The 26,325-nt window shown below is 68.6% G+C and carries 24 protein-coding genes; 6 read left to right on the top strand and 18 right to left on the bottom strand.

Going from position 1 to position 26,325, the window contains the following annotated elements:
- Positions 1 to 6: 6 nt before the first annotated feature.
- Entirely contained in the window at positions 7 to 1,050 is a 1,044-nt protein-coding gene (locus ACQ86G_RS07925; protein ID WP_067280645.1) for a rod shape-determining protein, read from the bottom strand.
- 359 nt (positions 1,051 to 1,409) lie between these two features.
- On the opposite strand from ACQ86G_RS07925, the gene gatC reads away from it, so the two are divergent.
- Genes gatC through gatB form a run of 3 tightly spaced genes read left to right on the top strand, consistent with a single transcriptional unit; the run spans position 1,410 to position 4,656 of the window.
- Positions 1,410 to 1,709: an Asp-tRNA(Asn)/Glu-tRNA(Gln) amidotransferase subunit GatC gene (gatC, locus tag ACQ86G_RS07920; RefSeq protein ID WP_431260078.1), complete on the top strand. Its 300-nt coding sequence runs from the start codon at positions 1,410 to 1,412 to the stop codon at positions 1,707 to 1,709.
- Complete coding sequence (gene gatA, locus ACQ86G_RS07915; RefSeq protein ID WP_431260077.1) at positions 1,706 to 3,196, top strand: Asp-tRNA(Asn)/Glu-tRNA(Gln) amidotransferase subunit GatA; 1,491 nt, start codon at positions 1,706 to 1,708, stop codon at positions 3,194 to 3,196. The genes gatC and gatA overlap by 4 nt, the downstream gene beginning before the upstream one ends.
- 5 nt (positions 3,197 to 3,201) lie before the next feature.
- Complete coding sequence (gatB, locus tag ACQ86G_RS07910; protein ID WP_431260076.1) at positions 3,202 to 4,656, top strand: Asp-tRNA(Asn)/Glu-tRNA(Gln) amidotransferase subunit GatB; 1,455 nt, start codon at positions 3,202 to 3,204, stop codon at positions 4,654 to 4,656.
- Positions 4,657 to 4,725: 69 nt separating this feature from the next.
- Here the strand turns inward: gatB and ACQ86G_RS07905 are convergent, their stop codons facing one another.
- The 3 genes from ACQ86G_RS07905 to ACQ86G_RS07895 all read right to left on the bottom strand — a co-directional run bounded on the left by ACQ86G_RS07905 (position 4,726) and on the right by ACQ86G_RS07895 (position 8,640).
- On the bottom strand, positions 4,726 to 5,484 hold the full coding sequence (locus ACQ86G_RS07905) for a hypothetical protein (RefSeq protein ID WP_431260075.1): 759 nt from the start codon (positions 5,482 to 5,484) through the stop codon (positions 4,726 to 4,728).
- Entirely contained in the window at positions 5,484 to 6,173 is a 690-nt protein-coding gene (pyrE, locus tag ACQ86G_RS07900; RefSeq protein WP_431260074.1) for an orotate phosphoribosyltransferase, read from the bottom strand. Before pyrE ends, ACQ86G_RS07905 begins: the two co-directional genes overlap by 1 nt.
- Positions 6,174 to 6,381: 208 nt before the next feature.
- Positions 6,382 to 8,640, bottom strand: a complete 2,259-nt coding sequence (locus tag ACQ86G_RS07895) for a TonB-dependent receptor (RefSeq protein WP_431260073.1) — start codon at positions 8,638 to 8,640, stop codon at positions 6,382 to 6,384.
- Positions 8,641 to 8,984: 344 nt separating this feature from the next.
- Between ACQ86G_RS07895 and ACQ86G_RS07890 the strand changes: the two genes are divergently transcribed.
- On the top strand, positions 8,985 to 9,770 hold the full coding sequence (locus ACQ86G_RS07890; RefSeq protein ID WP_431260072.1) for an exodeoxyribonuclease III: 786 nt from the start codon (positions 8,985 to 8,987) through the stop codon (positions 9,768 to 9,770).
- Between the two features lie 149 nt (positions 9,771 to 9,919).
- Here ACQ86G_RS07890 and ACQ86G_RS07885 read toward each other — a convergent pair whose 3' ends face one another.
- From ACQ86G_RS07885 to argS, 12 genes are all read right to left on the bottom strand, one after another.
- Complete coding sequence (locus ACQ86G_RS07885) at positions 9,920 to 10,912, bottom strand: Bug family tripartite tricarboxylate transporter substrate binding protein (protein WP_431260071.1); 993 nt, start codon at positions 10,910 to 10,912, stop codon at positions 9,920 to 9,922.
- A gap of 46 nt (positions 10,913 to 10,958) precedes the next feature.
- Positions 10,959 to 12,626, bottom strand: coding sequence for a diguanylate cyclase domain-containing protein (locus ACQ86G_RS07880; RefSeq protein WP_431260070.1), 1,668 nt, complete (start codon positions 12,624 to 12,626; stop codon positions 10,959 to 10,961).
- Positions 12,539 to 13,000, bottom strand: a complete 462-nt coding sequence (locus ACQ86G_RS07875; protein ID WP_431260069.1) for a hypothetical protein — start codon at positions 12,998 to 13,000, stop codon at positions 12,539 to 12,541. The genes ACQ86G_RS07880 and ACQ86G_RS07875 overlap by 88 nt, the downstream gene beginning before the upstream one ends.
- Entirely contained in the window at positions 12,997 to 15,144 is a 2,148-nt protein-coding gene (locus tag ACQ86G_RS07870) for a diguanylate cyclase domain-containing protein (protein ID WP_431260068.1), read from the bottom strand. Before ACQ86G_RS07870 ends, ACQ86G_RS07875 begins: the two co-directional genes overlap by 4 nt.
- Before the next feature lie 97 nt (positions 15,145 to 15,241).
- Entirely contained in the window at positions 15,242 to 16,528 is a 1,287-nt protein-coding gene (locus ACQ86G_RS07865) for a solute carrier family 23 protein (protein WP_431260067.1), read from the bottom strand.
- A 400-nt stretch (positions 16,529 to 16,928) separates the two neighbouring features.
- Positions 16,929 to 17,558, bottom strand: coding sequence for a TetR/AcrR family transcriptional regulator (locus ACQ86G_RS07860; protein WP_431260066.1), 630 nt, complete (start codon positions 17,556 to 17,558; stop codon positions 16,929 to 16,931).
- 66 nt (positions 17,559 to 17,624) lie between these two features.
- Positions 17,625 to 17,909: a hypothetical protein gene (locus ACQ86G_RS07855; RefSeq protein ID WP_431260065.1), complete on the bottom strand. Its 285-nt coding sequence runs from the start codon at positions 17,907 to 17,909 to the stop codon at positions 17,625 to 17,627.
- An 18-nt stretch (positions 17,910 to 17,927) separates the two neighbouring features.
- The gene (locus tag ACQ86G_RS07850) at positions 17,928 to 18,449 is read right to left on the bottom strand and encodes a hypothetical protein (protein WP_431260064.1); all 522 of its coding nucleotides are present in this window, start codon (positions 18,447 to 18,449) and stop codon (positions 17,928 to 17,930) included.
- A 114-nt stretch (positions 18,450 to 18,563) separates the two neighbouring features.
- Positions 18,564 to 19,430 (bottom strand): SPFH domain-containing protein, encoded by an 867-nt coding sequence (locus ACQ86G_RS07845; protein WP_431260063.1) that lies wholly within the window; start codon positions 19,428 to 19,430, stop codon positions 18,564 to 18,566.
- Positions 19,431 to 19,684: 254 nt separating this feature from the next.
- Entirely contained in the window at positions 19,685 to 20,365 is a 681-nt protein-coding gene (locus ACQ86G_RS07840) for a thiol:disulfide interchange protein DsbA/DsbL (protein WP_431260062.1), read from the bottom strand.
- Between the two features lie 95 nt (positions 20,366 to 20,460).
- Positions 20,461 to 21,135, bottom strand: coding sequence for an SPOR domain-containing protein (locus tag ACQ86G_RS07835; RefSeq protein WP_431260061.1), 675 nt, complete (start codon positions 21,133 to 21,135; stop codon positions 20,461 to 20,463).
- Positions 21,132 to 22,886: an arginine--tRNA ligase gene (argS, locus tag ACQ86G_RS07830; RefSeq protein WP_431260060.1), complete on the bottom strand. Its 1,755-nt coding sequence runs from the start codon at positions 22,884 to 22,886 to the stop codon at positions 21,132 to 21,134. Before argS ends, ACQ86G_RS07835 begins: the two co-directional genes overlap by 4 nt.
- A gap of 85 nt (positions 22,887 to 22,971) precedes the next feature.
- On the opposite strand from argS, the gene ACQ86G_RS07825 reads away from it, so the two are divergent.
- Complete coding sequence (locus tag ACQ86G_RS07825) at positions 22,972 to 24,354, top strand: serine/threonine-protein kinase (RefSeq protein WP_431260059.1); 1,383 nt, start codon at positions 22,972 to 22,974, stop codon at positions 24,352 to 24,354.
- A gap of 166 nt (positions 24,355 to 24,520) precedes the next feature.
- Complete coding sequence (locus tag ACQ86G_RS07820; protein WP_431260058.1) at positions 24,521 to 24,850, top strand: PsiF family protein; 330 nt, start codon at positions 24,521 to 24,523, stop codon at positions 24,848 to 24,850.
- Positions 24,851 to 24,905: 55 nt separating this feature from the next.
- On the opposite strand, the gene ACQ86G_RS07815 is transcribed toward ACQ86G_RS07820, so the two are convergent.
- Both ACQ86G_RS07815 and ACQ86G_RS07810 read right to left on the bottom strand, forming a co-directional pair.
- Entirely contained in the window at positions 24,906 to 25,361 is a 456-nt protein-coding gene (locus ACQ86G_RS07815) for a DUF2214 family protein (protein ID WP_431260057.1), read from the bottom strand.
- The gene (locus ACQ86G_RS07810) at positions 25,358 to 26,284 is read right to left on the bottom strand and encodes a LysR family transcriptional regulator (protein ID WP_431260056.1); all 927 of its coding nucleotides are present in this window, start codon (positions 26,282 to 26,284) and stop codon (positions 25,358 to 25,360) included. Before ACQ86G_RS07810 ends, ACQ86G_RS07815 begins: the two co-directional genes overlap by 4 nt.
- Positions 26,285 to 26,325 lie beyond the last annotated feature (41 nt).

Genomic DNA, 26,325 nt, shown 5'->3' with positions numbered 1-26,325 from the left:
ATCCACTTATTCGTTCGTGAAGATGGAGCCCAGGCGTTCCATGCGCTCCAGGGCCATGCCGCAACCGCGGACCACGCAGGTCAGCGGGTCTTCGGCCACGAGCACCGGCAGGCCGGTTTCCTCGGCCAGCAGGCGGTCCAGGTCGCGCAGCAGCGCGCCGCCACCGGTCAGCATCATGCCGCGCTCGGCGATGTCGGCGCCCAGTTCCGGCGGCGTCTGCTCCAGCGCGTTCTTCACGGCCGAGACGATCTGGTTCAGCGGGTCGGTCAGCGCTTCCAGGATCTCGTTGGACGAGATCGTGAAGCTGCGCGGCACGCCTTCGCTGAGGTTGCGGCCCTTGACTTCCATCTCCTTGACCTCGGAGCCGGGGAAGGCCGAGCCGATGTTCTTCTTGATGGATTCCGCCGTCGGCTCGCCGATCAGCATGCCGTAGTTGCGACGGATGTAGTTGATGATGGCCTCGTCGAACTTGTCGCCGCCGACGCGGACCGAGCCCTTGTAGACCATGCCGCCCAGCGAGATCACGCCGACCTCGGTCGTGCCGCCGCCGATGTCGATGACCATCGAGCCCGACGCTTCCGACACCGGCAGGCCGGCGCCGATCGCGGCGGCCATCGGTTCCTCGATCAGGTAGACCTCCGAGGCGCCCGCGCCCAGCGCGGCGTCGCGGATCGCGCGCTTCTCGACCTGCGTGGAGCCGCAGGGGACGCAGATGATGATGCGGGGCGACGGACGCAGCAGCTTGGTGTCGTGCACCATCTTGATGAACTGCTTGATCATCTGCTCCGTCACCACGAAGTCGGCGATCACGCCGTCCTTCATCGGGCGGATCGCCTCGATGTTGCCGGGCACCTTGCCCAGCATGGCCTTGGCCTCGTGGCCGACGGCCTGGATCGTTTTCTTGCCGTTGGGTCCGCCTTCATGGCGGATGGCGACGACGGAGGGCTCGTCCAGCACCACGCCTTTTCCGCGGACATAGATCAGCGTGTTGGCGGTGCCCAGGTCGATGGCGAGGTCGGTAGAGAAGTAGCGGCGCAGGGAGGCGAACATGTGTGTAGGCAAGACCTGGACAAGACGCTTCGGCACCTGGAGCCGCCCGTCATCGTCGAACTACACGCAATCGGCGGCATTCGACGGCATCAAGCGGCGTTCGTCTGCGTTCTGTCCGGGCGGCTGCGATTCGGGGCGGTTCGGGTCGGTATACCGCGCGGACCGGCGGCGTCCGCGCGAGCGAGATTCCTTGCCATAAGGAACGAGGCTGCGCTGGCAGCCTCGGCTCATGGAGATAAGCGGGGATAATAACTGATCACCCCCTGGTTTGGCCCGTCTGCAAGGCTTCCGTCAGCGTTCATCGAATGATTCGCGCGCCGGGCGCCCTGCCTGTCCGACCGGCCCACGAGCACATTCCCATGGCACTCACCCACGACGACGTCAGCCGCATCGCCAAACTGGCCCGGCTGCAACTTTCAGGCGACGAGCAGGCCGCGCTGCTGCCGCAGCTCAACGGCTTCTTCTCGATCGTCGAGCAGATGAGCGCGGTCGACACCAGTGGCGTCGACCCCCTCTACACGCCCCTGTCGGCGGTCCAGGAAGTGGCCCTGCGGCTGCGCGAGGACCGCGTCACCGAAACCGACCAGCGCGAGCTCAACCAGCGCAGCGCTCCCGCCGTCGAGGACGGCCTGTTCCTGGTCCCGAAAGTCATCGAATGACCCCGCCCCTCCACCACCTCGGCGTGGCCGAGCTCGGCCGCGCCTTGCGCGCGAAGACCGTGTCCAGCACGGAACTGACGCAACATCTGCTTGCGCGTGTTGCCGCGACGAAGGATCTCGGCGCCTTCCTGCACATCGACGAGGCCTACGCGCTGGCGCGGGCCAAGGATGCCGACACACGCCTGGCACAGGGCGAAGCCGGCGCGCTGATCGGCATACCCCTGGCGCACAAGGACATCTTCGTCACCCGCGACATGCCGACCACGGCCGGCTCGAAGATGCTCGAGGGCTACCTGAGCCCGTTCGACGCCACCGTCGTCGAGCGCCTGAACGCCGCCGGCACCGTGTCGCTGGGCAAGCTGAACTGCGACGAGTTCGCGATGGGCTCGGCCAACGAGAACAGCGCCTACTTCAAGGCGCTCAACCCCTGGGACCGCACGCGCGTCCCGGGTGGCTCGTCGGGCGGCTCCGCCGTGGCCGTGGCCGCGGGCCTCGTCCCCGTGACGACCGGCACCGACACCGGCGGCTCGATCCGCCAGCCCGCCAGCTTCTCCGGCATCACCGGCATCAAGCCGACCTACGGCGTGTGCTCGCGCTACGGGATGATCGCGTTCGCCTCCAGCCTGGACCAGGCCGGGGTGTTCGCGCGTTCCGCCGAGGACTGCGCGCTGCTGCTGTCGGCAATGAGCGGCTTCGACGAGCGCGACGCCACCAGCGTCCAGCAGCCGCCGCAGGACTTCAGTGCGCAGATGCTGGCCGCCCGTGACGGCGCGACCGCGGCGCAGCCGCTGAGGGGCCTGCGCATCGGACTGCCGAAGGAGTTCTTCCCGGCCGCGCTGTCGTCCGACGTGGACAGCGCCGTGCGTGCCGGCCTGGCGGAGCTGGAGAAGCTCGGCGCGACGCTGGTGGACGTGTCGCTGCCGCGCACCGAGCTCGCGATTCCCGTCTACTACATCATTGCCCCGGCCGAGGCGAGCTCGAACCTGTCGCGCTTCGACGGCGTGAAGTTCGGTCACCGCGCCAAGGACCACGGCAACCTGATCGACATGTACGAGAAGACCCGCGCCGAAGGTTTCGGCGCCGAGGTCAAGCGCCGGATCATGATCGGCAGCTACGTGCTCTCGCACGGCTACTACGACGCCTACTACCTGCAGGCGCAGAAGCTGCGCCGCATGATCGCGGACGACTTCCAGCAGGCCTTCCAGCACTGCGACCTGATCGCCGGCCCGGTGGCGCCGACGGTCGCGTGGAAGCAGGGCGAAGGTGCGGACGATCCGGTCAAGGCCTACCTGGCCGACATCTTCACGCTGCCCGGTTCGCTGGCCGGCCTGCCCGGCATGAGCGTCCCGGTCGGCACCGGCGAGGGCGGCATGCCCGTGGGCCTGCAGCTGCTGGGCAACTACTTCAAGGAAGGCACGCTGCTGCACGCCGCGCACGCGCTGCAACAGGCCACCGACTGGCACCGCCAGACGCCGGCGGGGGTGTGAACGTCATGAGCAAGAACAGTCAACTGGTGCGGGGCTACGAGGTCGTCATCGGCCTGGAAAACCACGTCCAACTCTCGACCGAATCGAAGATCTTCAGCGGCTCCTCGACCGCCTTCGGCGCGGCGCCCAACACGCAGGCCAGCGCGGTGGACCTGGCGTTGCCCGGCACGCTGCCGGTGCTCAACCGCGGCGCGGTCGAGCGCGCCATCCGCTTCGGCCTGTCGGTCGGCGCGAAGGTGGCGCCGCTGTCGATCTTCGCGCGCAAGAACTACTTCTATCCGGACCTGCCCAAGGGCTACCAGATCAGCCAGTACGAGATTCCCGTCGTGCAGGGCGGCCACATCGAGTTCTTCGTCGGCGACGAGAAGAAGGTCGTGAAGCTCACCCGCGCGCATCTGGAAGAGGACGCCGGCAAGAGCCTGCACGAGGACTACCACGGCCAGTCGGGCATCGACCTGAACCGCGCCGGCACGCCGCTGCTGGAGATCGTCTCCGAGCCCGAGATGCGCTCCGGCGCCGAGGCCGTCGAGTATGCGAAGACGCTGCATGCGCTGGTGATGTGGCTGGGCATCTGCGACGGCAACATGCAGGAGGGCTCGTTCCGCTGCGACGTCAACGTCTCGGTCCGCAAGCCCGGCGCGCCCTTCGGCACCCGCCGCGAGATCAAGAACCTGAACAGCTTCCGCCACCTGGTTGACGCGGTGGACTTCGAGGTCAACTGGCAGATCGACCAGATCGAAGACGGCCTGGCGATCCAGCAGGCGACGGTGCTCTACAACGAGAACACCGGCGAGACCCGCGCGATGCGCACGAAGGAGGATGCGGCCGACTACCGCTACTTCCCCGATCCGGACCTGCCGCCGCTGATGATCTCGGCGGAATGGGTGGCCCGCGTGCGCGGCGAGATGCCCGAGCTGCCGACCGTGATGGCGGCGCGCTTCCAGGAGGCCGACGGCCTGCCCGCCTATGACGCGACGATGATGACGCAGAGCCTGGCGACGGCGCGCTTCTACGAAGCCGCGCGCGACCTGTGCGGCGCGCCCAAGCTGGTCGCGAACTGGCTGATGGGTGAGGTCTCGCGTCGACTGAACAGCGAGGAGCGTGGCATCGAGAGCGCTCCGGTATCGCCGGCGCAGCTGGGCGCGCTGATCAAGCGCATCCAGGACGGCACGATCAACAACAACTCCGCCAAGCAGGTGTTCGAGGTGTTGTGGACGGGCGAAGGCGCCGATGTCGACGCGATCATCGATGCCAAGGACCTGAAGCAGTCCAACGACACCGGCGAGATCGAGCGCATCCTCGACGAGGTGCTGGCGGCCAATGCCAAGTCGGTCGAGGAATTCCGCGCCGGCAAGGAGAAGGCGTTCAATGCGCTGGTGGGTCAGGCGATGAAGGCGGCCAAGGGCAAGGCCAATCCGGCCACCGTCAACGAACTGCTGAAGAAGAAGCTCGGCGCCTGAGGAGCTTGAGCCACAGGGCCGGCTGCACGCCGGCCCGAGGTATTTCCGCAGCCTCGGCGGCCGCGGGCGTCAGCGTCCGCTGGCCGGCGAGGCCTGCACTGGCGGCTTCACCGACGCCGGCGGCTCCAGGGAGCCCGGCGCCGCGCCGGCCCACAGCCGCTTCAGTCGCGCGAGTTCCTCGTCATAGATCTTGTTGACGCGCACGATCTCGGCCTTCTGGTTGTCGATCGAATCGCGCTGCGCGGCCGCGGACGCATCGTTCATTTCGAGTTGATGCTGCAACTTCATCGGCACGCGCTTGCCCTTGTAGAACTCGGCATCTTCCAGCATCGGCTTGCGTTCAGTCGCCAGTACCTGCAGACGCTTCTCGGACTGCTGCATCGCCTCGCGGATGTCGTCGAGCGCCGCCTCCCGTGCGCGTTGATGGGCGGCCAGGTCCGCATACCGCTGCAGCAGGTTGCGGTCGCGTCGGACCGCATCCTGCTGGGCGGCGCGCTGGACATCCTCCATGCGCTTGCGCTGGTCGGCCGCCGCCTGCTCCTCGGGCGACATCGCCGGGGGCATCATCTTGCGGACGGAGCCGTCGGAGTTCAATACGCGCTGCTCGCGCGCCTGGCATTCCGCGATCGGACGATCGGAGGTCAGGCGCCGGCCGTCAGGCGTCGTGCAGGTATAGATGTTGGGCGGAGGCGCCTTGGTCTGCGCCCAGGCAACGCCCGACATCGTGCCCGTCGAAGCGCCGGTCAAAGCGCCGGTCAACAGCAGGCCCGACAGGGTCGACCTCCTGATCGATCGGGACAGCAGACGGCGTGAGAGAAAAGCGCTCATCAGACTCCGTAGCGATCTCTGTAGGCATGGACCGCCGTCGCATGGGCGGACACGGCGGCGCTGCTGGTGGTCTGCAGGTACTGGAGCAGATCCGACAGTCCCGCGATGGCGACGACCGGCAGTTTCAACTGGTCACGCACGTACTGTACCGCCGACCATGGCAGATCCTGGCCATTCTCGGCCGCCTTCTCCTGGCGATCCAGCGCGATGGTCACGCCGCAGGGCACGGCGCCGGCCGCCTGGATCATCGCGATCGACTCGCGCACCGAGGTGCCGGCGGAGATGACGTCGTCGATGATCAGCACGCGCCCCTGCACCTTGGCGCCGACCAGCGTCCCGCCTTCGCCATGGTCCTTCGCCTCCTTGCGGTTGTAGGCGAACGGCTTGTTGTGGCCCAGCCGCGCCAGCTCGATCGCGACCGCCGCGGCCAGCGTGATGCCCTTGTAGGCAGGGCCGAAGATCATGTCGAACTCGACGCCCGAGGCCAGCAGCCGCTGCGCATAGAACTGCGCGAGCCGGCCGATCTTGAGGCCGTCGTCGAACAGGCCGGCATTGAAGAAGTACGGGCTGAGGCGACCCGCCTTGGTCTTGAACTCGCCGAAGCGCAGCACGCCGGTCTCGACGGCGAAGGCGACGAATTCCTGGGCCAGGTCGTCCTGGGAATCCTGCAGGGAGGCAGCGGAGGTCATGGCGGCGCGACGTTGGGACGTGTCAGTGAAATTGGGGCGGAATTGTAGGGCGCGGGTCGTCGCCACCTTGAGGGTGACGCAGCGTGTCATGTCGCCTGAATCCAGCCTTTCAAGCAAGAAGAAGGCCTGCTCCGTCGCCGGAAGCAGGCCCGTTTTTGCAGGGCGGCGCGCCGGCCGCTCTGCTGCGCGAGAGGACGCGGTCAGCCGATCAGAAGATCGCCTTGAACTGGACGCCGTAGGTGCGCGGGTCGTTGATGAAACCGGTGTTGTTGTTGAAGTCGATCGCGCCCGTGACACGGATCTGGTCCGTGATGTTGCGGACGAAGCCCGCGACCTCGTACTTGCCGTTGTTCCAGATGTAGCCGACGCGCAGGCCACCCTCGGTCAGCGACTTGCCGGTGAACTCCTTGGCCTCGTACAGGAAGAAGTTGACCTTCGAACGGTAGGCCCAGTCGGTGTAGATGTAGAACTCGTTGCCGGCCGCGGTCGGGATCGAATAACGCGCGGTCAGGTTGGCGACCCACTTCGGCGCATTCGGCAGCGGATTGCCGTCGATGCTGTAGTTGGTCGTCGAGCCCGCCACCAGCGGATCCGTCATCGTGCAACCGCCGCCGCAGCGCGGCAGCGACAGGGTGTTGTCGCGGATCTTGGTGTTGTTCAAGCTACCGCCCAGCGTGATCAGCAGCTGATCGACCGGCAGGACTTCCAGGTTCAACTCGACGCCGTTGCCTTCCGCCTTCTTGGCGTTGAGCAGACGGTTCGCGTTGTTCTGGCCGCCGACGGCGGTCAGTTGCAGGTCCTTCACGGTGTAGGTGAAGGCGCTGGCCGACAGGCGCGCGCGACGATCCCAGAAGTCCGACTTCACGCCTACTTCGTACGACGTGACGTTCTCCGGGGCCGCTTGCGATTGACCGGCAAACAGCGACGCCCCCTGCACCGACGAGGCACGGAAACCGGTGGCCACGCGGGCGTAGACGTTGGTGTCCTTGGTGACCTTATAGGTCCCCGACGCGTCCCAGTTCCACTTCGAGTCGCTGGTGTTGGCAGACACACCGGTGCTGGTGTTCAGGTTGGCGTAGCTGCTCGTGACGTCCACGTCCTTCTTGTCGTGCGTGAAGCGAAGACCGCCGCGCAACTGGAAGTCTTGCGTGACCGCATAGTTCACCGAGCCGAAGGCCGCCCAGGCGGTGTTCTTCTGATGCGTGTCGATATAACCGGCCGAGGCGCCGGTCGAGGTCGTGTAGTCGGTGCTGCGGGCGGTGTAGCGCTCGTCGAACAGGTACACGCCACCTTGCCAGCGCAGCGGACCGGCCGCGGCGGATTCGACGCGGAACTCCTGCGTGATCTGGCGATGACCGCTCATCGAGCTGGAAGACTCGGACGGGAACGTGGCCTGACCCTCTTGCGTGAAGGGCTTGGTACCGCCGTAGATGTAGCCGCCGTCCACGTCGCCGCGGCTGAACGGGCGCACCGACTCGTAGCCGGTGATCGAATACAGGTTGATCGCGCCCAGGCCCCAGCGCAGACGCGCGCTGCCGCCGGTGGCGTGCAGGGTCTGCTCGTTGACGCCGTCGGTGTAGGCCTTCTCCGGATCGAAGCCGTCGACCAGGTCGTTGGTGCCGGTCTTGATGATCGACGAGCGGAACACGCGCGCGCTGCCCTTCAGGTCGCGGCCGTGGAAGTTGAACAGCGCGCTGAAATCCTTGTGCGGCTGATACAGCGCCTGCAGGCGCACGGCACGGTCGTCGTAGCCTTCGAGTTCGCCCGTCTTGCCGTTGGCCGGCACGTTCTTGACCCAGTCGTCGCGATGCTGGATCTGCGCCGAGATGCGGGCGGCCCAGTCGCCGGTCAGCGGCACGTTGGCGGCGCCTTCCAGGTTCATCGTGCCGTAGTTGCCGTACGAGACGTTCAGGTAGCCTTCCTGGCGCTGCGACGGCTTCACCGAATCGAACTTCACCACGCCGGCCGGCGTGTTGCGGCCGTACAGCGTGCCCTGCGGGCCTGCCACCACTTCGACGGCGGCCAGGTCGAAGGCCGGGAAGCCCTTCAGGATCGGGTTCTCCTGGACCACGTCGTCGTACACCAGCGAGACCGGTTGCGACGCGTTCAGGCGGAAGTCGGTGTTGCCGTAGCCGCGGATGTAGAAGCGCGGGAAGGCGCGACCGAACGACGATTCGATGTTCAGGCTGGGCACGCGACCCGACAGGAAACGCACGTCCTGGCCCGCCGAATTCAACACGTCCAGCTTCTCGCCGGAGATCTTGGTGACCGCGTTCGGCACTTCCTTGATGTTCTCGACCCGGCGCTCGGCGGTGATCGTCACCGTCTCCAGCTGCCCCTTCTCCTTGGCGGCCGCATCGGTGGCTTCCTGGGCCAGCGCGGGCCAGGCGAGCAAGGCCAGCGACACGGCCGCGGCGGCCTCGCGCAAGGCCGGAACGGCTGCGCGCTGGGTGGCGAATCGATTCATGGGGGAGTACTCCGGGGAAGGATGGGGAAACCGGGGGTACCGGCTGCGGCACCGATGGGTAAACCGAGGTCGCAGGCAGCAAAAATGTGGGCGCGGGTTGGCGCGGTGGACGCGAATCTAGCAAGTTCGTCATCAAGACGTCACCCTACGCACCATGGAGGTGCGGTTTCTGTTGCCCAAACACTGCACCTGCTCGCGTGTCGCCCGAATGGGCGTGGACGGCGCACGGCGCGGGCGCTAACTGGTGCGGTGCCCCCCTCGGCGGCGGGCATGTTCCGCCCGGCTGCTGCCAACTTCGGAACGGGGCTTTGCGATACTGCCGCCCTCTTTCAGGGGCCCCTTCCATGCGCTTCATCACCCTCAACCTCAATGGCATCCGGTCGGCTGCCACCAAGGGCGTCTTCGACTGGCTGCCGCCTCAACAGGCCGACGTGGTCGGCGTGCAGGAACTCAAGGCGCAAGCCGACGTCGTCGAATCCCAGTTCGCCGGGTACGACACCCTCACCGGCCACTTCCACTACGCGCAGAAGAAGGGCTACTCCGGCGTCGGCCTCTACACGAAGGAGACGCCCAGCGACGTGATCGTCGGCTTCGGCAGCAGCGAGTTCGACAACGAGGGCCGCTGGATCGAGAAGCGCTTCGACAAGCCCGGCCGCAAGCTCAGCCTCATCAGCTGCTACTTCCCCAGCGGCTCCAGCGGCGAAGAGCGCCAGGCCGCGAAGTTCCGCTTCCTGGCCGAGATGTACCCCTACCTGATGGCCCTGCGCGCCGAGCGCGAGTTCATCCTCGTGGCCGACGTCAACATCGCCCACAAGGAGATCGACCTGAAAAACTGGAAGGGCAACCGCAAGAACAGCGGCTTCCTGCCCGAGGAACGCGACTGGATGACCCGGCTGCTCGAGAAGGACATCGGCCTGGTGGACGTCTTCCGCGTCCTCAACGACAAGCCCGAGCAGTACACCTGGTGGAGCAACCGCGGACAAGCCTGGGCGAAGAACGTGGGCTGGCGGCTGGACTACCACCTGGCCACGCCCGGCATGGCCCACCTGGCCACGCGGGAAGCCATCTACCTGGACCAGCGCTTCAGCGACCATGCGCCGCTGACGATCGATTACGACTTCAAGTTCTGAGGTTTGTTCGGGCGCTCCGGCAACACCGCCGGTTCCCCCCGGAGCTCACAGTCTTCCCTTCGGTCCAGGGTTCGCTCCGGGGGAACCGGCGGTGTCGCCGTCGAACCGGGGACGGCCTCGAGGGTGGGGATGGGGTGCGGGGGGCGAGTTCAGTCGACCTTCGCGCCGGACACCTTCACCACCTTGGCCCACTTGGTGGTCTCGCGGGCGATGAGCGCGGCGAACTCGGCGCTCGTGCCGCCGCCAGCAACCGCGCCCTGCGCGGCCAGGCGCTCCTTGATCGCCGGCGTCGCCAGCGCCTTCGCCACCTCGCGCTGCACCCGCGCGACCTGATCCGCCGGCTGCGAGATCGGCGCCAGCAGGCCGAACCATGACGAGGCCTCGAAGCCCTTCAGTTCGGGCAGACCGCTCTCGGCGATCGTCGGCAGGTCGGGCAAGGCCTCGCTGCGCTTCGCACTGGTGACGGCAATCGCCTTGAGCTTGCCGGACTTGATGTGCGGCAGCGCGGAGGGCAGGTTGTCGAACATCAGGTCCATGTTCCCGCCCATCAGGTCCAGCAGCGCCGGACCCGAGCCGCGATACGGGAAATGGATCATGTAGGTGCCGGTGAGGCTCTTGAACAGTTCCCCCGCGAGGTGGATCGACGTGCCGTTGCCGCTGGAGCACATGTTCAGCTTGCCCGGATTGGCCTTGGCGACACGGGCCAGGTCGGCCACGCTGTTGATGCCGTACTTCTGCGCATTCGCCGGATTCATGACCAGGACGTTGGGCACGGCCGCGACCAGCGTGATCGGCGCGAAGTCCTTGACCGGATCGAAGGGCATCTTCGGGTACAGCGACTGGTTGATCGCGTGCGTGCCCACGGTGCCCATCAGCAGCGAGTGCCCGTCGGTCGCATGCGCCACGTCGGCCGATCCGGTGTTGCCGCCCGCGCCGGGCTTGTTCTCGACGATGACCGGCTGGCCCAGCGCCTTCTGCAGTTCGGGCGCCATCGCGCGCGCCATCAGGTCGGTGGTGCCGGCCGGCGGGAAGGGCACGACGATGCGCAGCGGGCGCGATGGCCAGGCCGCTTGCGCGCGGACCAGTTCCGGCAGCCAGACAGTGGACGACAGCGCCAGCAGCGCGCGGCGGTTCAGGCTCATGGGGGCGTCTCCGATGTTGTGATCTTGGCCGCCCCAGTATGGGCGACTAGTCGGCGCCGGAGACCTCGGGTGACTCCGGACCCAGGAGGGTCTGCAACTGCACGCGCTCGGAGCTGCAGGCCGCGTCGAAGTCGGCCTCGATCTGGATCAGCGCCTGGGCATCGCCGGCCTCGACGGTGACGATGCCGCGCGCGCGGTTGCGGCCCTGCGACTTGGCCGTGTAGAGCGCCATGTCGGCCCAGTTCACCGCCTGCTCCCAATGCAGCGCCAGTTGCGCCGGCGGCAGCGGGAAATGCGCGAAACCGATCGAGCAGGTCACCCGCAGCGGTCCCGCCGCCGTCTGCACCGGCTCCCCGCCGACGATGAACAGGACGCGCTCGGCCAGCAGCTGCAGCTGGTCCGGCGCGACGTTGCGCGCGAAGACCAGGAACTCCTCCCCGCCCCAGCGCACGACCAGGTCCTCCGCGCGCACCGCCTGCGCGATGCGCCGCGACACCTCGATGATCACGGCATCGCCGGCCGCATGGCCGTGGCGGTCGTTGACGTGCTTGAAGTGATCGATGTCGATCATCAGCAGCGCGCCGGTGAACATGTCCTTCGCGTGGCGGTCCATGACCGCGAGGAAGTGGCGACGATTCGCGAGGTCCGTCAGCGGATCGCGCTCGCTCTGCGCGCGCAGCAGGCTCTGGTTGGCCTTGAGCTTGCGGTTGGCCTCGCGCACACGTGCCAGCATCACGCCGATCAGGATCAGCGACAGACCGAGCAGCGCCGCCAGGCCGACGCCGACGTACTGCGCCAGCCGGCGGTTGCCGAGCTCGCGGTCCTGCAGCGTCTGTTCGCGCCGCAGCAGTTCGAGGTCGCGCTGCTTGGCCTCGCTGTCGTACTTCAACCGCAGCTGCTGCAGCGAAGACTCGCGGTTGCGGCGCGCCGTGTCCGCGCTCAGCGCGCGTTCCTCGTGATAGAGCCGCAGTGCTTCCCTGGCCTGACCGACCTTCGCATAGGCCTCGCCCAGCTCGCGCAGCTGCAACGCGCGCCGCACGGGGTCCAGGTCGCCCTGCGCCATCTCGAGGACCCGCGCGCTCTCGCGCCGCGCCGCGTCGAACTGGCGCTGCTGGACCAGGGCGACCGACAGGTTGTGCCGCAGCGTGCGCTCGACGGTCTGGTCGTTGTAGAACTGCACGACCGGCAGCGCCAGCCGCGCGAGCTGCACCGCCTTGGCCGACTGGTCGGTGTGGATGTAGGCATCGAGCAGGTTGTTCTGCAGCAGCGCCACGTCGCGCCGGCCGCCCGACTGCTCGGCGAGCCGCAGCGCGTCTTCCAGCGCGGCGAGCTGGGTGGTCCGGTCCCCGCGCCGGGACGCGATCATCGACTCGACCATCTTCGCGCGGCTCATCGCCGATACGTCGCCTTGCGCGAGCTGCCAGGCCTGCGCCATCCATTGCTGGGCTGCGGCGGGCTCATCCCGGACCTGGCTGTTGACCGCCAGCGACCCCATCATCGTGCCGGTCACGCTGTGGTCCTGGACGGCCTGCGCCAGCGACAGCGCCCGCCGCAACGAGGTCTCCGCGAAGGCGTACTCGCCGCGCGCCCCCTGCGCCCGGGCCACCAGCCGCAGGGCCTGGATCATCACGCGCGCATCGCAGCCGGACGGGATCGACGACGTCGACGCCGATCCGCAGGCCGGCGCCAGCTCATCCAGCGCCAGCTGCGCCATCTCGCCGGAACGACCTGTCTGACCCTGCCGATCCTGAAGCTCCGCCAGCAGCATGCGCGACAGCGGGCGCCCCCCGGCGTCGCCTCCAGCGCCCGGGCGATGCCGCGCACGTCGTCAGGGCGCCCGGCCTGGACCGCGTTGCGGCCCAGCGTGTACTCGATGTGGAGGCGATGCGGCGCATGCGCCGGCTCCGCGAGCAGCACCCGCAACTGCTGGGCAGCCTTCTCCGGCTCGTTGTAGCCGAACCGGTCCAGCTGGGCGAGCTGGGCATCCAGCGCACGGTCGGGGATCTCCGCGCGCGCCGGCACCGCGCCGAGACCCAGCACGGCCGCCGTCACGGCGGCGATCAGGCAGGCACGGGTCCGCGGGGTCATGCGCGCGCCTCCTGCGTCGGCCCGAGCAGGCTGACCAACTGGACCTGCCCCTGATGCCAGGCCGATTCGATGCGCCCCGCCAGCGCGAGCAACTGGTCGACGTCGCGCGCCTGCATCGCGGCCACGCCGTAGGCCTTGTTCCGGCCATGCGCCTTGGCCATGTACATCACCGTGTCGACCAGGTCGATGGCCCGCTCCCAGGCCAGCGTGAGGTCCTGCGGCGCCATCGGGAAGCTCGCGAAACCGATGGACGCGCTGATCGGGATGCGCAGCGGCCCGTGGTCGACCGGCTGACCGCCGATCTGGTCCAGCAGACGCTGGCCGAGCTGGCGCGCATCCTCGGTCGCCTCGGAGTTCACCAGGATCAGGAACTCCTCGCCGCCCCAGCGCACCACCAGGTCCTGCTCGCGCAGCACGCCGCTCAGACGGCGCGCCACCTCCACCAGCACCGTGTCGCCGGCCGCATGGCCCCATTGGTCGTTGATGCGCTTGAAGTGGTCGATGTCGATCAGGAACAGGCTGCCGCGCAACCCGCCTTCGCGGGTGCGTTGCGCGATGGCCTGCTGGAAGTGGCGCCGGTTCGCGAGCCCGGTCAGCGGGTCCCGCTCGCTCTGCACGCGCAGCGATTCGTTGGTCTGCGCCAGCGCGGCGTTCGTCCGGCGGATGCGCCGGTAGGCCAACGCCAGCAGCGCGCCGGACAGCAGGACGCAGCCGCCGACCTCGGCCCACAGTTTCAGCTGCAGGTCGCGGGTGCGGATCTGCTCGGCCTTGAGGCTGTTGTCCTGGTTGAGCAGCCGGATCTCGCGCTGGCGCTGCTGGTCCTCGAAGCGCGCCTGCGCCTCCAGCACCGCCTTGCGGGTCTCGTCGCGCAGCACCTCGTCGAATTCCTTGCGGGATTGATGGAAGGCCTGGACCGCGCCGGGGAGGTCGTCGAACTTCTCCAGATAGGTACCCAGCTCCAGCCAGGATTCCGCCGTGTAGCTGCCGGCCTCGCGCTGCGCGTCCATCGTGATCGCCTGCAGCACGTCGCGCTTGCCCTCCTCCAGCTTGCGCAGGCCGATCTTGGCGATGCCCGAGTTGTAGCGCGCGAGGATCTCCGTCGAGATGTCACCGGTCTCGTGCGCCAGGGCCAGGCTTTGCGTCGACAGTTCCAGCGCCCGCGCATAGTTGCCGCTGCGCAGTTCGTAGTCCGCCAGGTTGCCCAGCGCGAGGGCCTGCAGACCCGGCGCCTGCGCCTCGCGCGCGTATTGCAGCGCCTGTTCCCTCGCCTGCTGGCTGAACTTCGGATCCTCGTCCTGCGAGTGCACGATGCCCAGGATGGTGTGGACCAGATACAGCAGCACGGGGTCCGGGTCCTGTTGCGCGGCGCCCAGTGCTTCGCGCACGGTCCGCTTGGCATGGTCGATCTGCTGACTGCGGTAGTAGTTGAAGGCGAGGGTGGCCTCGGTGGCCGCGGCGCGCCAGCGCGACCCCATCGCGCGTGCCTGCTCGAGCGCCTTCAGGCCGCTCTCGACCGCCGCGTCGACTTCGCCGTAGTCGCCCTGGATGTAGGCGCGCAATTCGGTCGCGCGCCACATCAGGCGCCGGTCCGCAGTGGCCGCGTCGATGTCGGCCAGGCCGCCCAGCAGCCGCGCGCCGGCCCCCAGTTCGCCGTTGGCCTTCAACCACTGCGCCCGCGCCAGCATCAACGCCAGCGGAACCTGCCCCCGCGTCGGCGAGGACTCGGGCCAGGCCTTGATCTCCTCGAGCGCCGCCTCATGGCCACTGCGGTCGCGCAGTTGCGCGAGCAGGGCCGCACGCTGGCTCAGCGCCTCCAGACGCTCGGCGCTGCCGACCTCGGCGCGGGTCTCAATCGCCTGCAGTTCGCGCACGTGCTCGCGGGGATGCGACTGGCCGACGCGCTCCTGCTGTTCGAGCTCGGCCTGCAGCGCGCGATCCTGCACGGCCGGCCCGGCCGAAGCGGCAGTCCCGCGCGAGCCGGCGCCATCCCCCGGGCCGCAAGCGGACAGCAGCGGCAGCACGAGGGCCGCGGCGAGCGCCAGGGCCGGGACGCGAAGCGACGCGAGCGCACACGCCTGCCTGTCGGCCACGCCCACCGACGACTGTGCTTCCACCGCTGCTCGCAACACCCCAACCTTGCTCATCGTGCTGATGTCGAGTTGTACGTCCCTTGAATGGCGCCTCGGCCTTGTCGCCCGGATGAAGCGTGCACGAGTTTGCAACCGTGCACGCGGCGTGGGGTCAGTCCGTGCGGCCGCGCCGGAGCAGCGCATGCAGCAGGATCGCGCCGAAGGTGGCGGTGCCGATGCCGCCCAGGGTAAACCCACCCAGCTTCAAGGTGAAGTCGCCCGTGCCGATCACCAGCGTGATCGCGGCCACCATCAGGTTGCGCGGGTCGCGGAAGTCGACCTGATGATCCACCCAGATGCGGGCGCCCGCGATCGCGATCAGGCCGAACACGACGATGCTGACACCGCCCATCACGGCCAGCGGGATGGCCTGGATCAGCGCGCCGAACTTCGGCGAGAAGCCCAGCGCCAGCGCCATCAGCGCCGCGAAGACGAAGACCGCGGTCGAGTAGATGCGGGTCGCGGCCATCACGCCGATGTTCTCGGCGTAGGTCGTGACGCCGGTGCCGCCGACCGCGCCGCTGGCGATCGTCGCGAGGCCGTCGCCGATGAAGGCGCGACCGAGGAAGGGCGTCATGTCGCGTCCCGTCATCGCCCCGACCGCCTTCAGGTGGCCGAGGTTCTCCGCGACCAGGATCAGCGCGACCGGCGCGATCATCAGCATCGCCGCGCCGTCGAAGACCGGTGCGTGGAACTGCGGCAGACCGACCCACGCCGCCGCCGCGACCTTCGACAGGTCGATCGGCGCGCCCAGGCCGAAGCCGTTGGTGAGCAGCGCGTAGATCAGGCTGGCCTGGATCAGGCCCGCCAGGATCAGCAGGCGCTGCAGCATGCCGCGCGCAAAGACCGAGACCACCGCGACGCTGACGAAGGTCGCCGCCTGCATCCAGGCGTCGAAGGGGGTCGGCGCCATGTTCTTGATCGGCACCGACGCGAGGTTGAGCCCGATCACCGCCACCACCGCGCCGGTGACCACCGGCGGCATGAGTTTCTCGACCCAGCCGCTGCCGGTGGCCGACACCAACAGGCCGATGGCGGTGTACAGCACACCGCAGGCGATGATGCCGCCCAGCGCGAGCGGCAGGTTGGGATTGGGACCGCTGCCGGCATACCCGGTCGCGGCGATGACCACGCCGATGAACGCGAAGCTCGAGCCGAGATAGCTCGGCACGCGGCCGCCGGTCAGGAAGAAGAACAGCAGCGTGCCCACGCCGCTCATCAGCACGGCGACGTTGGGATCGAAGCCCATCAGCAGCGGCGCCAGCACGGTGGCGCCGAACATGGCGATCACATGTTGCAGGCCGAGTGCCGCGGTCTGCGGCCAGGACAGGCGCTCATCGGGGGCAATCGCCTTCTCGGGGCCGACGGTCACGGGCCGCCAGCGCATCAACCACGCCATGGACTTACCTCAATGGGACAAGCCGTCGAGTGTAAGGAGCGCTCATGGCATCGCCACTCCGGCTTATCCCGTGACCGGGTGGGGGCTCGGCGGCGGATCGGCGGCGGATCGGCGTTCAGACAGGCGAAGCGGGCGAGGAGCAGTCTCGCGGTCTCGGGCCGGGACTCAGAACAGCACCATGTCGTGGTTGCGTCGCGGCAGCTGCTTCAGCAGCCGGCGCCACGAGACCCAGGCACGCCAGAGTGCGCCGCCGAACAGAAGGCTCAGGATCAGCAGGACGGTCATGGTCGACTCCTTGAAGGTCTGAAAACGACGCGTCGGCAGCGGCCGCCAGCGACTTCGCACGATCGTGCGAAATTGGTGGTCGCGATGGGGCCGATGCAGTTCATGGGCGGCGGCCTCAGGCGGGAGACGTGGGGGAAGGCGGGACGCCCGCGACCAGCGCAGGCGCCATCAGGCGGCGGTAGCTGGTCCAGGCCCGATCGACGGCGTCCGGCGTGCGCAGGAAACGCACCTCGCGGACCAGCGCGGTGAACAGGCCGTCGAGCTCGAAGATCAGCTGATCAAGGTCGGCGTCGGCGCGCAGCTGGCCGGCATCCTGCGCCTGCAGCAGCGTGCGCCGCAACGTGGCGCGCCAGCGGCGGACGCCGTCCAGCAGATGGTCGCGCATCGCTTCATCGCGATCGTCGTACTCGAAGGCGCCAGCGACGTACAGGCAGTTGCCGTGCGGCCCCTCGACCCGGTTCAACCAGGCCCGCACCATGGCATCCATCCGCGGCAGGCCGCGCGGCTCGCGCATCGCCGGCAGGATGACCTCCTGCTGGAAGACCTTCTCGAACGCGTCGAGCACCGCGGCCTGCAAGGCCTCGCGCGAGCCGATCCGCGAGAACACGCCGCTCTTGGACAGGTTCAGCCGCTTGGCCACCTCGCCGATCGACAGGCTGTCCAGGCCGTCCAGGCGAGCCATCTCCAGCGCGACATCGACGATGGCGCTCTGCGTCAGTCCGCTGCGGGCGGTCTTGGCTTCCATGACACCGAATTTAGCACGGTCGTGCGAAGTTCGCTGACGGCCGTGATGACGGGGACGGCCGATGGGTCATTCGTCTGCGGGGTCCGTGTCGTCCGCGTTGCGGGACGCGTCGGAGATGCCGGATGCCTCGTCGCCCTCGATGGCGGCGTCGGCATCGCCCGCCGGTGGACGGCCCCGACGCGGCGTCGGCGAGAGCGCGGGCTTGATGCCGCGGCGCTTGAGGGCCTCGCGCAGCAGCAGCTCGATCTGCGCGTTGGACGAACGCAGCTCGATCGCGGCCAGACGCTCGATCTCCTCCCACAACGCCGGATCGAGGCGCAGCGGAAACTGCTTCTTGCCGGGACTGCCCATGACTGCGTCGCTCCGTCGTCAGCGCCCCGGGCGGCGGTGAGGCGCGCGCGGTCTCTGGCGGTCGCCGGTGGCGGTGGATCGACGTTCGGGCAACCGGAAGACCCACAGCACCCCGCCCACCCAGGCCAGCATGGCTGCAGTCCACAGCACCCCGCCCGCCAGGGGGATCCTGGCGTCCAAGGGCCAGTGCAGCACCGACGCCAGCGTCATCACGGTCGAGCCGGCCTGTTGCAGCACGATCAGCAATCCCAGCGGCCACATCCACCGACCCAGCATGACCAGCGTCGACGCGCGGCGCTCCGGCGCCATCCAGTAGTCCTTGTTGGGCATGTTCAGCACGCCGGTGAAGTGCCGGGCGACGAAGGCCACGCCCCAGGTGCACATCGCGGGCACCAGGATGCCCATGCCGAGCGAAAGGGCGACGAAGGCGTCCCGGCTCCAGGTCTTGCCTGCTGCCGAAGGGTCGACCACGACGGCCGGCAGCGACCCCGAGGCCAGCAGGATGAACGACAGGTGCGCGCCCCAGGACGCGAGGAACAAGGCACGCCAGAGGCGCCAGCCCCCGCCACCACCCCCGCGGGAACGGCCGGCGCCGCGGCGGTCCGGCTCGATGGGGTGCCTGATGTCGTGGCCATGCCCGCTCCCTCGTCGCGCTCAGTTGTAGAGCGTGCCCGCATTGATGATCGGCTGCGTGTCCTTGTCGGAGCACAGCACCACCAGCAGGTTGGACACCATCGCCGCCTTGCGCTCGTCGTCGAGCTGCACGATCTCGCGCTCGCTCAGGCCCTTGAGCGCTTCCTCGACCATGCTGACCGCGCCGTGCACGATCTTCTTGCGCGCGCTGATGATGGCCTCGGCCTGCTGGCGACGCAGCATCACCTGCGCGATCTCAGGCGCATAGGCCAGGTGCGTCAGCATGGCCGTCTCGACGCTGACGCCGGCCGGCTGGAGACGCGCCTGCAACTCGGCGATCATCGCGGCCATCACCTCGTCGGCGCCCGCGCGCAGCGTGATCTCGCGGCTGTCGATGTCGTCGCCCTCGTCGTAGGCGAACTGCGAGGCGACGTGCCGGATGGCGGCCTCCGCCTGGATGCTGACGTACTGCTCGAAGTCGTCGACCTCGAACACCGCACGCGCCGTGTCCTCGACGCGCCAGACCACCGCCGCGCTGATCTCGACCGGATTGCCGCGCTTGTCATTGACCTTCAGCGTCGGCGCGTCCAGGTTGCGCGCGCGCAGCGAGAGCCGGCGCTTGGCCATGAACAGCGGGATCGTCCAGCGCAGCCCGGAAACGCGGTCGGTGCCGACATAGCGGCCGAAGAGCGTCAGCAGCCGCGCCTCGTTCGGCTGCTGGATGTACAGGCCCGACAGCAGGATCAGGCCCACCACGATGAGCACCAGCTGCGGCAGGCCGACCGCGTCATGGCCGAGCGCGACGAAGCGCCAGGCCGCGAAAGCCAGCAGACCCAGGCCGACCAGCAGCGCGGCGTAGCCGTTGGCCGTCCCGGCACGGCGCTCCATCGTCGCCGGCGCGGCGGCGCGCGACAGGGGGTTTTCGGGACTGCGGTCGTGCTCATCACCAACTCCTCCAAAAAGGTGATATCACTTTAAGCCTCTGGGGCCCGGTTGCGCAAGCCCTGGCCCTCGATCTCCCCCAACAGAGGGGCCAGCAAGCAAAAAGCGCCCACGAGGGGCGCTTCCGCAGGAGGTCTGCCGGACGCCCTCTCCCGCGGTGCGGGAGAGGCGGGGGTGAGGGCCGGCGGCCGTCGCCGGACTCAGGCGCCCTTGCGAGCCAGCGGCAGCAGGAAGTTGGCGACGGCGATGCAACGCTGGCCGAGCTCTTCCTCGCTGACGCGCACCCCGAAACCGGCCATCGCCGGCGACGTCAGATAACGCCCGCCGATCGCCACGGTCGGGACGCCGTCGATGTTGTACTGGTTCTGCAGCTTCTCGGCCTGCTGGCTCTTGGTCTGCACGGTGAAGGAGTTGTAGGTCTCCTTGAACTTGGCCGCATCCACGCCCAGCGGCGCCAGGAACTTGGCCATCTCCTCGACGGTGGTCAGGCCCTGGCCGCCGCGGTGGATCGCGTTGAAGATCGCCGGGCGGACCTGCGCTTCCTTGCCCATCGCTTCGAGCGTGAAGAACAGCTGCTGGTGGATCTTCACGTTGGCGCGGAAGGCCACGTGGACCTTGCGGTACACGACGTCCGCGGGCAGCTGCTTGGCCCAGGCCTCGATCGTCGGCTCGAAGACGTAGCAGTGGGGGCAGCCGTACCAGAAGAACTCGATCACCTCGATCTTGCCGGGTGCCGAGCCCGCGACCGGCGTGGCCAGGCGCTGGTACTGGCGGCCTTCGACCGGGCCGCCCTGCGCGTGCGCCGGGGCGCCGGCGAGGAGCAGACCGCCGCCGGCGGCGGTCGACAGGGCCGTGAGGGCGTTGAATTCGCGACGCTTCATCTTCGATTCCTTGTTGGTTCCGCTGCGGCCGGCGCCATGGCGGCCGGCCATCCTAGAAAGTCAAACTTAGAGCGGCATTAACCGGGTGCGGGCGATCAGCGCTGGATCGCCACGAGGTTGGCCTCGACGCCGGCGCCTTCGAGCTTCTTCTGCTGCGCCTCGGCCTCGTCGCGCGTGTCGAACGGGCCCAGGCGCACGCGGAAGACGGTGCGGCCGGATTGCTCGCGCTCCATCACCTTGGCGGCGAAACCCTGGATCGCCAGCTTCGCGCGCTGCTGCTCGGCGTCTTCCATGCGCGTGTAGGCGCCGGCCTGGACGAAGAAGCTGCCGCGCGAGCCGTCGGGACGCGCGCCGTCGGCGCGCGGCTCGGTGGGACGCTGCTCCGGCTTGACGGACGGGATCTGGCTCTGGGCCTGCGGCTGAACCGCCGGGGCGCGTTCCACCGGGCGGCCTTCGACCGCCGGTGCCGGCGTCGTGCCCGTGCTGACCTGCGGCGCCGGCTGGGCCGCGGGCGGCGTCACCGCCGGCGTCACCACGCCCGACGCGGCCTTCGCCCCGGCGCGGCCGGCCAGCGGCGCGTTCGGGTCCCAGTTGCGGTTGCGTTCGGCTTCCTGGGCGTCCTGCTCCGCGGTGCGCTGCGGCAGCTTGTTGACGAACGGCACCGGGGCCTTCGTCACGTACAGGGCCACGCCCAGCGCGATCCCCAGCCCCAGCAGCAGGCCCACGATCAGGCCCATGGCGAATCCGCCGCGCTGCTTCTGTTTACTCATTGCTGCTCCTGCGAGTCACGTTCCATCGCGTCCGGGGCCGACACCCCCAGCACCGCCAGCGCGTTGCGCATCACCTGCCGCGTCGCGGCCAGCAGCGCCAGGCGCGCGCGCGTCAGGGCCGGGTCGTCGCCCAGCACGCGTTCGGCGCCATAGTAGCTGTGCAGCGCACCGGCCAGGTCGCGCAGATAGAACGCGACGTCGTGCGGGGCCAGGTCTTGCGCCGCCGCCGTCAGCATGCGCGGATAGTCCGCCAGCTTGAGCATCAGCGCGGCCTCGGTGGGCGCGGTCAGCAGCGACAGGTCGGCGCCGGCCACGGCGGCCTCGTCATGGCCCTGCTCGACGCCCTTGCGCAGCACCGAGCAGATGCGCGCATGCGCGTACTGCACGTAGAACACGGGGTTCTCGTCGTTGGCCTTGAGCGCGAGGTCGACGTCGAAGACGAATTCCGTGTCGGCCTTGCGGCTGATCAGGAAGAAACGCACCGCGTCGCGGCTGGTCCAGTCGATCAGGTCGCGCAGCGTGACGTAGCTGCCGGCGCGCTTGGAGATCTTGACCTCGCCGCCGTCCTTCATGACGGTGACCATCTTGTGCAGCACGTAGTCGGGGAAGCCCTGCGGGATGCCGACGCCGGTGGCCTGCAGGCCGCCGCGCACCCGGGCGATCGTGCCGTGGTGGTCACTGCCCTGCACGTTGATGCACTTGGAGAACCCGCGCTTGAACTTGTTGACGTGGTACGCGACGTCCGGGACGAAGTAGGTGAAGGTGCCGTCGGACTTGCGCATCACGCGGTCCTTGTCGTCGCCGTAGTCGGTCGCGCGCAGCCACAGCGCGCCGCCGTCTTCATACGTCTTGCCATTGGCGACGATACGCGCCACCGCGTCCTCGACTTGACCGCCGCTGTACAGCGAGGACTCGAGGAAGTAATTGTCGAAGCGCAGCCCGAACGCCTGCAGGTCCAGGTCCTGCTCGTGGCGCAGGAAGGCCACGGCGAACTGGCGGATCGAGTCGATGTCCTCCGGATCGCCGGACGCGGTGAACTCGCGGTCGTCGGCCTTCACCGTCTCCTTGCGCAGGAAGGCGTCGGCGATGTCCTGGATGTACTCGCCGTTGTAGAACTTCTTGCTCTCCGGGTTGTCTTCCTCGGTCGGCCAGACCGGGTCGCCCGGCTTGAAGCCCTTGATGCGCAGCTGCGTGCTGTGGGCCAGTGTCCCGATCTGCACGCCGGCGTCGTTGTAGTAGAACTCGCGGCTGACCTTCCAGCCCTGCGTCTCGAACAGGTGGCAGAGCGAATCGCCCAGCGCCGCCTGGCGCGCATGGCCGACGTGCAGCGGGCCGGTCGGGTTGGCGGAGACGAACTCGACCAGCGCCGACGTGTCGCGCGCCGGCTGATGGCCGAAGCGCGACGTCGCCGCGAACACCTCGCCGACCACGGCCTGGCGGGCCGCCGGCTTCAGGCGGATGTTGATGAACCCGGGGCCGGCGATCTCCAGCGCCTCGACCCAGCGCTCGAACGCAGGCTGCGCCTGCAGCTGGGCGATCAGCGTCTGCGCCAGTTCGCGCGGATTCTTCTTCAGCGCCTTGGACAGCTGCATCGCCGCCGTGCAGGCGAAGTCGCCGTGGGAGGCTTGCTTGGGGTTCTCGAAGGCGGCGGCGGGCGCGGCCTTGATGAGGCCGGCGTCGACGGCCTCCTGGCTCAGGCCCTGGAGCACGGTGCCGAGGGCGGCGAGCAATTCCTGCTTGGCTTGGATCATGGGGCCGCATTTTAGGGGACCTCCCCTGTAAGAGACCGTGGCACCCCTTGCCCGCACCCTCTCCCTGGGGCAGGATGGCCCTCCGATGAGCGCCTCCGACGATCTCCGTCCCTCCACCTTTTCCGAATCGACGCTCGGCGGACTGGCCGACCTGCCGGAGCAGATCGGCAAGTACCGCGTGCTGAGACGGCTGGGCGAAGGCGCGACCAGCGACGTGTTCCTGGCGATGGACGACTTCAAGGGCCAGGAGGTCGCCATCAAGCGCATGCGCGCCTGGTCGGCCGGCGGCCGCAGCGAGGAAGACACGCTCAGCATCCGCTTCTTCGCCGCCGAGGCCGCGCTGGCCGGCCGGCTGCAGCACCCCAACGTCGTGCAGATCCTCGACGCGGTGCAGGACGGCGATCTCCCCTACCTGGTGATGGAGTTCGTCCACGGCGTCACGCTGAAGCACTTCTGCCGCAACGACCGGCTGCTGCCGCTGGACCAGATCGTCGAACTCGGCTTCAAGTGCGCGATGGCGCTGTCCTACGTGTTCCGCCAGGGTGTCGTGCACCGCGACATCAAGCCGGCGAACCTGCTGGCGGTACTCGACGGCCAGGGTCAGGTCACCGACGTCAAGGTCAGCGACTTCGGCAGCGCGCTCAACCTCAACGCCGACATGACGCAGGTGCATCGCGTCGGCTCGCTGGCCTACATGCCGCCGGAGCAGATCGAAGGGGGCGACGTCGGCGCGCAGGCCGACATCTACGCGCTGGGCGCCGTGCTGTACCACATGGTCAGCGGCCGGCCGCCCTTCGACGCGCCCAACCAGATGGCGCTGATGCATCAGATCTACCACCAGGCGCCGCAGCCGCTGCTCGGGCAGCGCGGCGGCGTGACGGCGGAGCTGGACGCGGTCATCCAGCGCGCGCTCTACAAGCATCCGTCCGAGCGCTATCCCGACTGGGAGTCCTTCGGCCAGGCCTTGTCGGAACTGGTCGCGAAGCAGCTGGTGCCGCTGGCGCGCCTCAACGAGGTCAAGGACTCGGAGCGTTTCAACCTGCTGCGCGGGCTGGAGTTCTTCGCGGGCTTCGGCGACGTCGAGCTCTGGGAGGTCGTGCGGCGCGCGCGGTGGCGCCGTTATCCGCTCGACTACCTGCTGTTCAAGAAGGGCCAGGAAGGCAACACCTTCCACATCATCACGCAGGGCGAGGTCGAGGTCTGGCGCGACGGCGCGCTGGTCGCGACGCTGGGCACCGGCACCTCGGTCGGCGAGATGGCCTACCTCGCGCCGAATCCCGACCTGCGCCGCCACAGCACCGACATCAGGGTGACCCAACTTTGCACCACCGTGTCCTTCACGCCGGACTCGCTGGGGCAGCTCAGCCCCGAGTGCCAGCACCGTTTCGACCGGGCTTTCATACAGGTGCTGGTCAGGCGGCTCCATCTCGCCCATGAGGCACTGGCTTCTCCGCGCCGGATCATGTGAGTGCGCGCCTGACTCGCGGATGTGGGTTCGCGTCGGATCGACGTCAACCGGTCCGGGTCACCGTTTCTCTTGACGGGCGTCAACCGCTCTTGAGAGCCGTTCGTTGCTGTGCTCAACTGCCCACAGGTCCTTCCCCAACCCCCTGTAGCCCCCGTAGGAGAGAGTGATGAAACACCTGACCCCGACCTCGCTGTTCGCCGGCGTCCTGCTGGCCGTGGCCGCGCTGGGCGCGCACGCCGCCGACGACGCCAAGAAGGCGCCGTCCGAGAAGCAGCTGAAGCAGCAGCAGCTGATGAAGAGCTGCAACGCCGACGCCAAGGACAAGTCCGGCGATGAGCGCAAGGCCTTCATGAGCAGCTGCCTGAAGGGCGAGACGGCCTCGGCGCCGGCGAAGACCGCTCAGCAGACCAAGATGACGACCTGCAACGCCGACGCCAAGGGCAAGACCGGCGACGCCCGCAAGGCCTTCATGAAGGAGTGTCTGTCCGCCAAGTGACGCGTCAGGGCGCGCGTCAGGTTCCATGGACAAGGCCCTCTCGCGAGGGCCTTGTTCACTTCGTGAGGACGCCGCGCGCGAGCATCACCGCCGCGATCGGGATCAGGATCAGCAGGTGCGCCTGCATCATCACGAGGCGGCGCGTTGCGCGGATCTCGGTCTCGCCGGGCAGGCCGCCGCCGCCGTCCAGCGTCTTGAGCCAGCGGCGGTAGGTCAGCGTCGGCTTGATCGAGATCAGCCCGATCACGACGAACATGCCGAACTTGAAGTGCAGCAGCGGCTGGTGCCAGTACCAGCCCAGGCCCTTCAGGCCCCACCAGGTGCGGGCCAGACCGGTGAGCAGCACGGCCACCGCCGTGATGCCGTAGATCATGTCCAGCCGCGAGAGGCGCCGCACGACGGCAGGATTCATCCATTCGCTGCGGCACAGCGCCGCCTGGCTGGACAGGAACACGACCAGGCTGAGGATGGCCACGAGGTGCAGGCCGGCGAGCAGGGCTTCGAGGGTCATGGGGTCTCCCAGGTGGAGGCGCGGGCCCAGTAGTCGGGGCTGCCGTGGTGCTCTTTCAGGAAGTCTATCCAGAGCCTCACCCGCAGCGGCAGGTGCTTGCGCTGCGGCAGCACCGCGAAGATGCCGTTGGGCGGCGCGGCGAACTCGTCGAGCACGCTGACCAGCTCGCCGGCCTGCAGCGCCGCGGCCACCTCCCAGGTGCTGCGCCAGGCCAGGCCGAGTCCCTGCCGGCACCAGTCGTGGAGCACCTGACCGTCGCTGCAGTCGAGCCGCCCGCTGGGCCTCAGGTGCTGCACCTGGTCGTCGATGCGGAAGGCCCAGCCGCGGGTCTGGCTCGCGTCGGAGCTCAACGTCAGGCATTCGTGCCGCATCAACTCGGACGGATGCTTCGGCGTACCGGCGCGCTTCAGGTAGGACGGCGCGGCCACGCACAGCCGCCGGTTGTCGGCCAGCCGCATGCTGATCAGACTGGAATCGCTGAGGTCGCCGACGCGCACCGCGCAGTCGAAGCCCTCGTTGACGATGTCGACGACGCGATCGCTGAGGTTCAGCGAGACGCTGACCTCCGGATGACGCGACAGGAAGTCCGGCACCAGCGGCGCGACGTGGCGACGGCCGAAGCCCGCCGGCGCGGTGATCCGCAGATGGCCACTGGCCTTCACACCGCCGGCGCTCACGCTGGCCTCGGCGCTGGCGAACTCGGCCAGCAGGCGCTGGCAGTCCTCGAGGAAGGCGATGCCCTCGTGCGTCAGCGTCAGCTTGCGTGTCGTGCGCAGCAGCAGTTTCACGCCGAGCCGCGCCTCCAGGGCGTCGAGCCGCCGACCCATCACCGCCGGTGCCACGCCCTCGGCCTGCGCGGCGGCCGTCAGGCTGCCCTTCGTCGCGACGAGCGCGAAGGACTCGATCTGTTTGAGGCGATCCATGAGCGGCGATTGTTGGACCGTTGCATCGCCGCAAGCAATGA

The sequence above is a fragment of the Roseateles chitinivorans genome (assembly GCF_050632145.1).
Taxonomy (GTDB): domain Bacteria; phylum Pseudomonadota; class Gammaproteobacteria; order Burkholderiales; family Burkholderiaceae_C; genus Roseateles; species Roseateles chitinivorans_B.
The sequence above is the reverse complement of the archived record's forward strand: the minus strand, read 5'-3'. Positions and strand labels throughout refer to the sequence as shown.

What these genes read in the sequence shown, in the direction of transcription:
- ACQ86G_RS07925 (WP_067280645.1), bottom strand. Translation starts at nt 1,050, where the DNA reads ATGTTCGCCTCCCTGCGCCGCTACTTCTCTACCGACCTCGCCATCGAC.
- gatC (WP_431260078.1), top strand. Translation starts at nt 1,410, where the DNA reads ATGGCACTCACCCACGACGACGTCAGCCGCATCGCCAAACTGGCCCGG.
- gatA (WP_431260077.1), top strand. Translation starts at nt 1,706, where the DNA reads ATGACCCCGCCCCTCCACCACCTCGGCGTGGCCGAGCTCGGCCGCGCC.
- gatB (WP_431260076.1), top strand. Translation starts at nt 3,202, where the DNA reads ATGAGCAAGAACAGTCAACTGGTGCGGGGCTACGAGGTCGTCATCGGC.
- ACQ86G_RS07905 (WP_431260075.1), bottom strand. Translation starts at nt 5,484, where the DNA reads ATGAGCGCTTTTCTCTCACGCCGTCTGCTGTCCCGATCGATCAGGAGG.
- pyrE (WP_431260074.1), bottom strand. Translation starts at nt 6,173, where the DNA reads ATGACCTCCGCTGCCTCCCTGCAGGATTCCCAGGACGACCTGGCCCAG.
- ACQ86G_RS07895 (WP_431260073.1), bottom strand. Translation starts at nt 8,640, where the DNA reads ATGAATCGATTCGCCACCCAGCGCGCAGCCGTTCCGGCCTTGCGCGAG.
- ACQ86G_RS07890 (WP_431260072.1), top strand. Translation starts at nt 8,985, where the DNA reads ATGCGCTTCATCACCCTCAACCTCAATGGCATCCGGTCGGCTGCCACC.
- ACQ86G_RS07885 (WP_431260071.1), bottom strand. Translation starts at nt 10,912, where the DNA reads ATGAGCCTGAACCGCCGCGCGCTGCTGGCGCTGTCGTCCACTGTCTGG.
- ACQ86G_RS07880 (WP_431260070.1), bottom strand. Translation starts at nt 12,626, where the DNA reads ATGGCGCAGCTGGCGCTGGATGAGCTGGCGCCGGCCTGCGGATCGGCG.
- ACQ86G_RS07875 (WP_431260069.1), bottom strand. Translation starts at nt 13,000, where the DNA reads ATGACCCCGCGGACCCGTGCCTGCCTGATCGCCGCCGTGACGGCGGCC.
- ACQ86G_RS07870 (WP_431260068.1), bottom strand. Translation starts at nt 15,144, where the DNA reads ATGAGCAAGGTTGGGGTGTTGCGAGCAGCGGTGGAAGCACAGTCGTCG.
- ACQ86G_RS07865 (WP_431260067.1), bottom strand. Translation starts at nt 16,528, where the DNA reads ATGGCGTGGTTGATGCGCTGGCGGCCCGTGACCGTCGGCCCCGAGAAG.
- ACQ86G_RS07860 (WP_431260066.1), bottom strand. Translation starts at nt 17,558, where the DNA reads ATGGAAGCCAAGACCGCCCGCAGCGGACTGACGCAGAGCGCCATCGTC.
- ACQ86G_RS07855 (WP_431260065.1), bottom strand. Translation starts at nt 17,909, where the DNA reads ATGGGCAGTCCCGGCAAGAAGCAGTTTCCGCTGCGCCTCGATCCGGCG.
- ACQ86G_RS07845 (WP_431260063.1), bottom strand. Translation starts at nt 19,430, where the DNA reads ATGGAGCGCCGTGCCGGGACGGCCAACGGCTACGCCGCGCTGCTGGTC.
- ACQ86G_RS07840 (WP_431260062.1), bottom strand. Translation starts at nt 20,365, where the DNA reads ATGAAGCGTCGCGAATTCAACGCCCTCACGGCCCTGTCGACCGCCGCC.
- ACQ86G_RS07835 (WP_431260061.1), bottom strand. Translation starts at nt 21,135, where the DNA reads ATGAGTAAACAGAAGCAGCGCGGCGGATTCGCCATGGGCCTGATCGTG.
- argS (WP_431260060.1), bottom strand. Translation starts at nt 22,886, where the DNA reads ATGATCCAAGCCAAGCAGGAATTGCTCGCCGCCCTCGGCACCGTGCTC.
- ACQ86G_RS07825 (WP_431260059.1), top strand. Translation starts at nt 22,972, where the DNA reads ATGAGCGCCTCCGACGATCTCCGTCCCTCCACCTTTTCCGAATCGACG.
- ACQ86G_RS07820 (WP_431260058.1), top strand. Translation starts at nt 24,521, where the DNA reads ATGAAACACCTGACCCCGACCTCGCTGTTCGCCGGCGTCCTGCTGGCC.
- ACQ86G_RS07815 (WP_431260057.1), bottom strand. Translation starts at nt 25,361, where the DNA reads ATGACCCTCGAAGCCCTGCTCGCCGGCCTGCACCTCGTGGCCATCCTC.
- ACQ86G_RS07810 (WP_431260056.1), bottom strand. Translation starts at nt 26,284, where the DNA reads ATGGATCGCCTCAAACAGATCGAGTCCTTCGCGCTCGTCGCGACGAAG.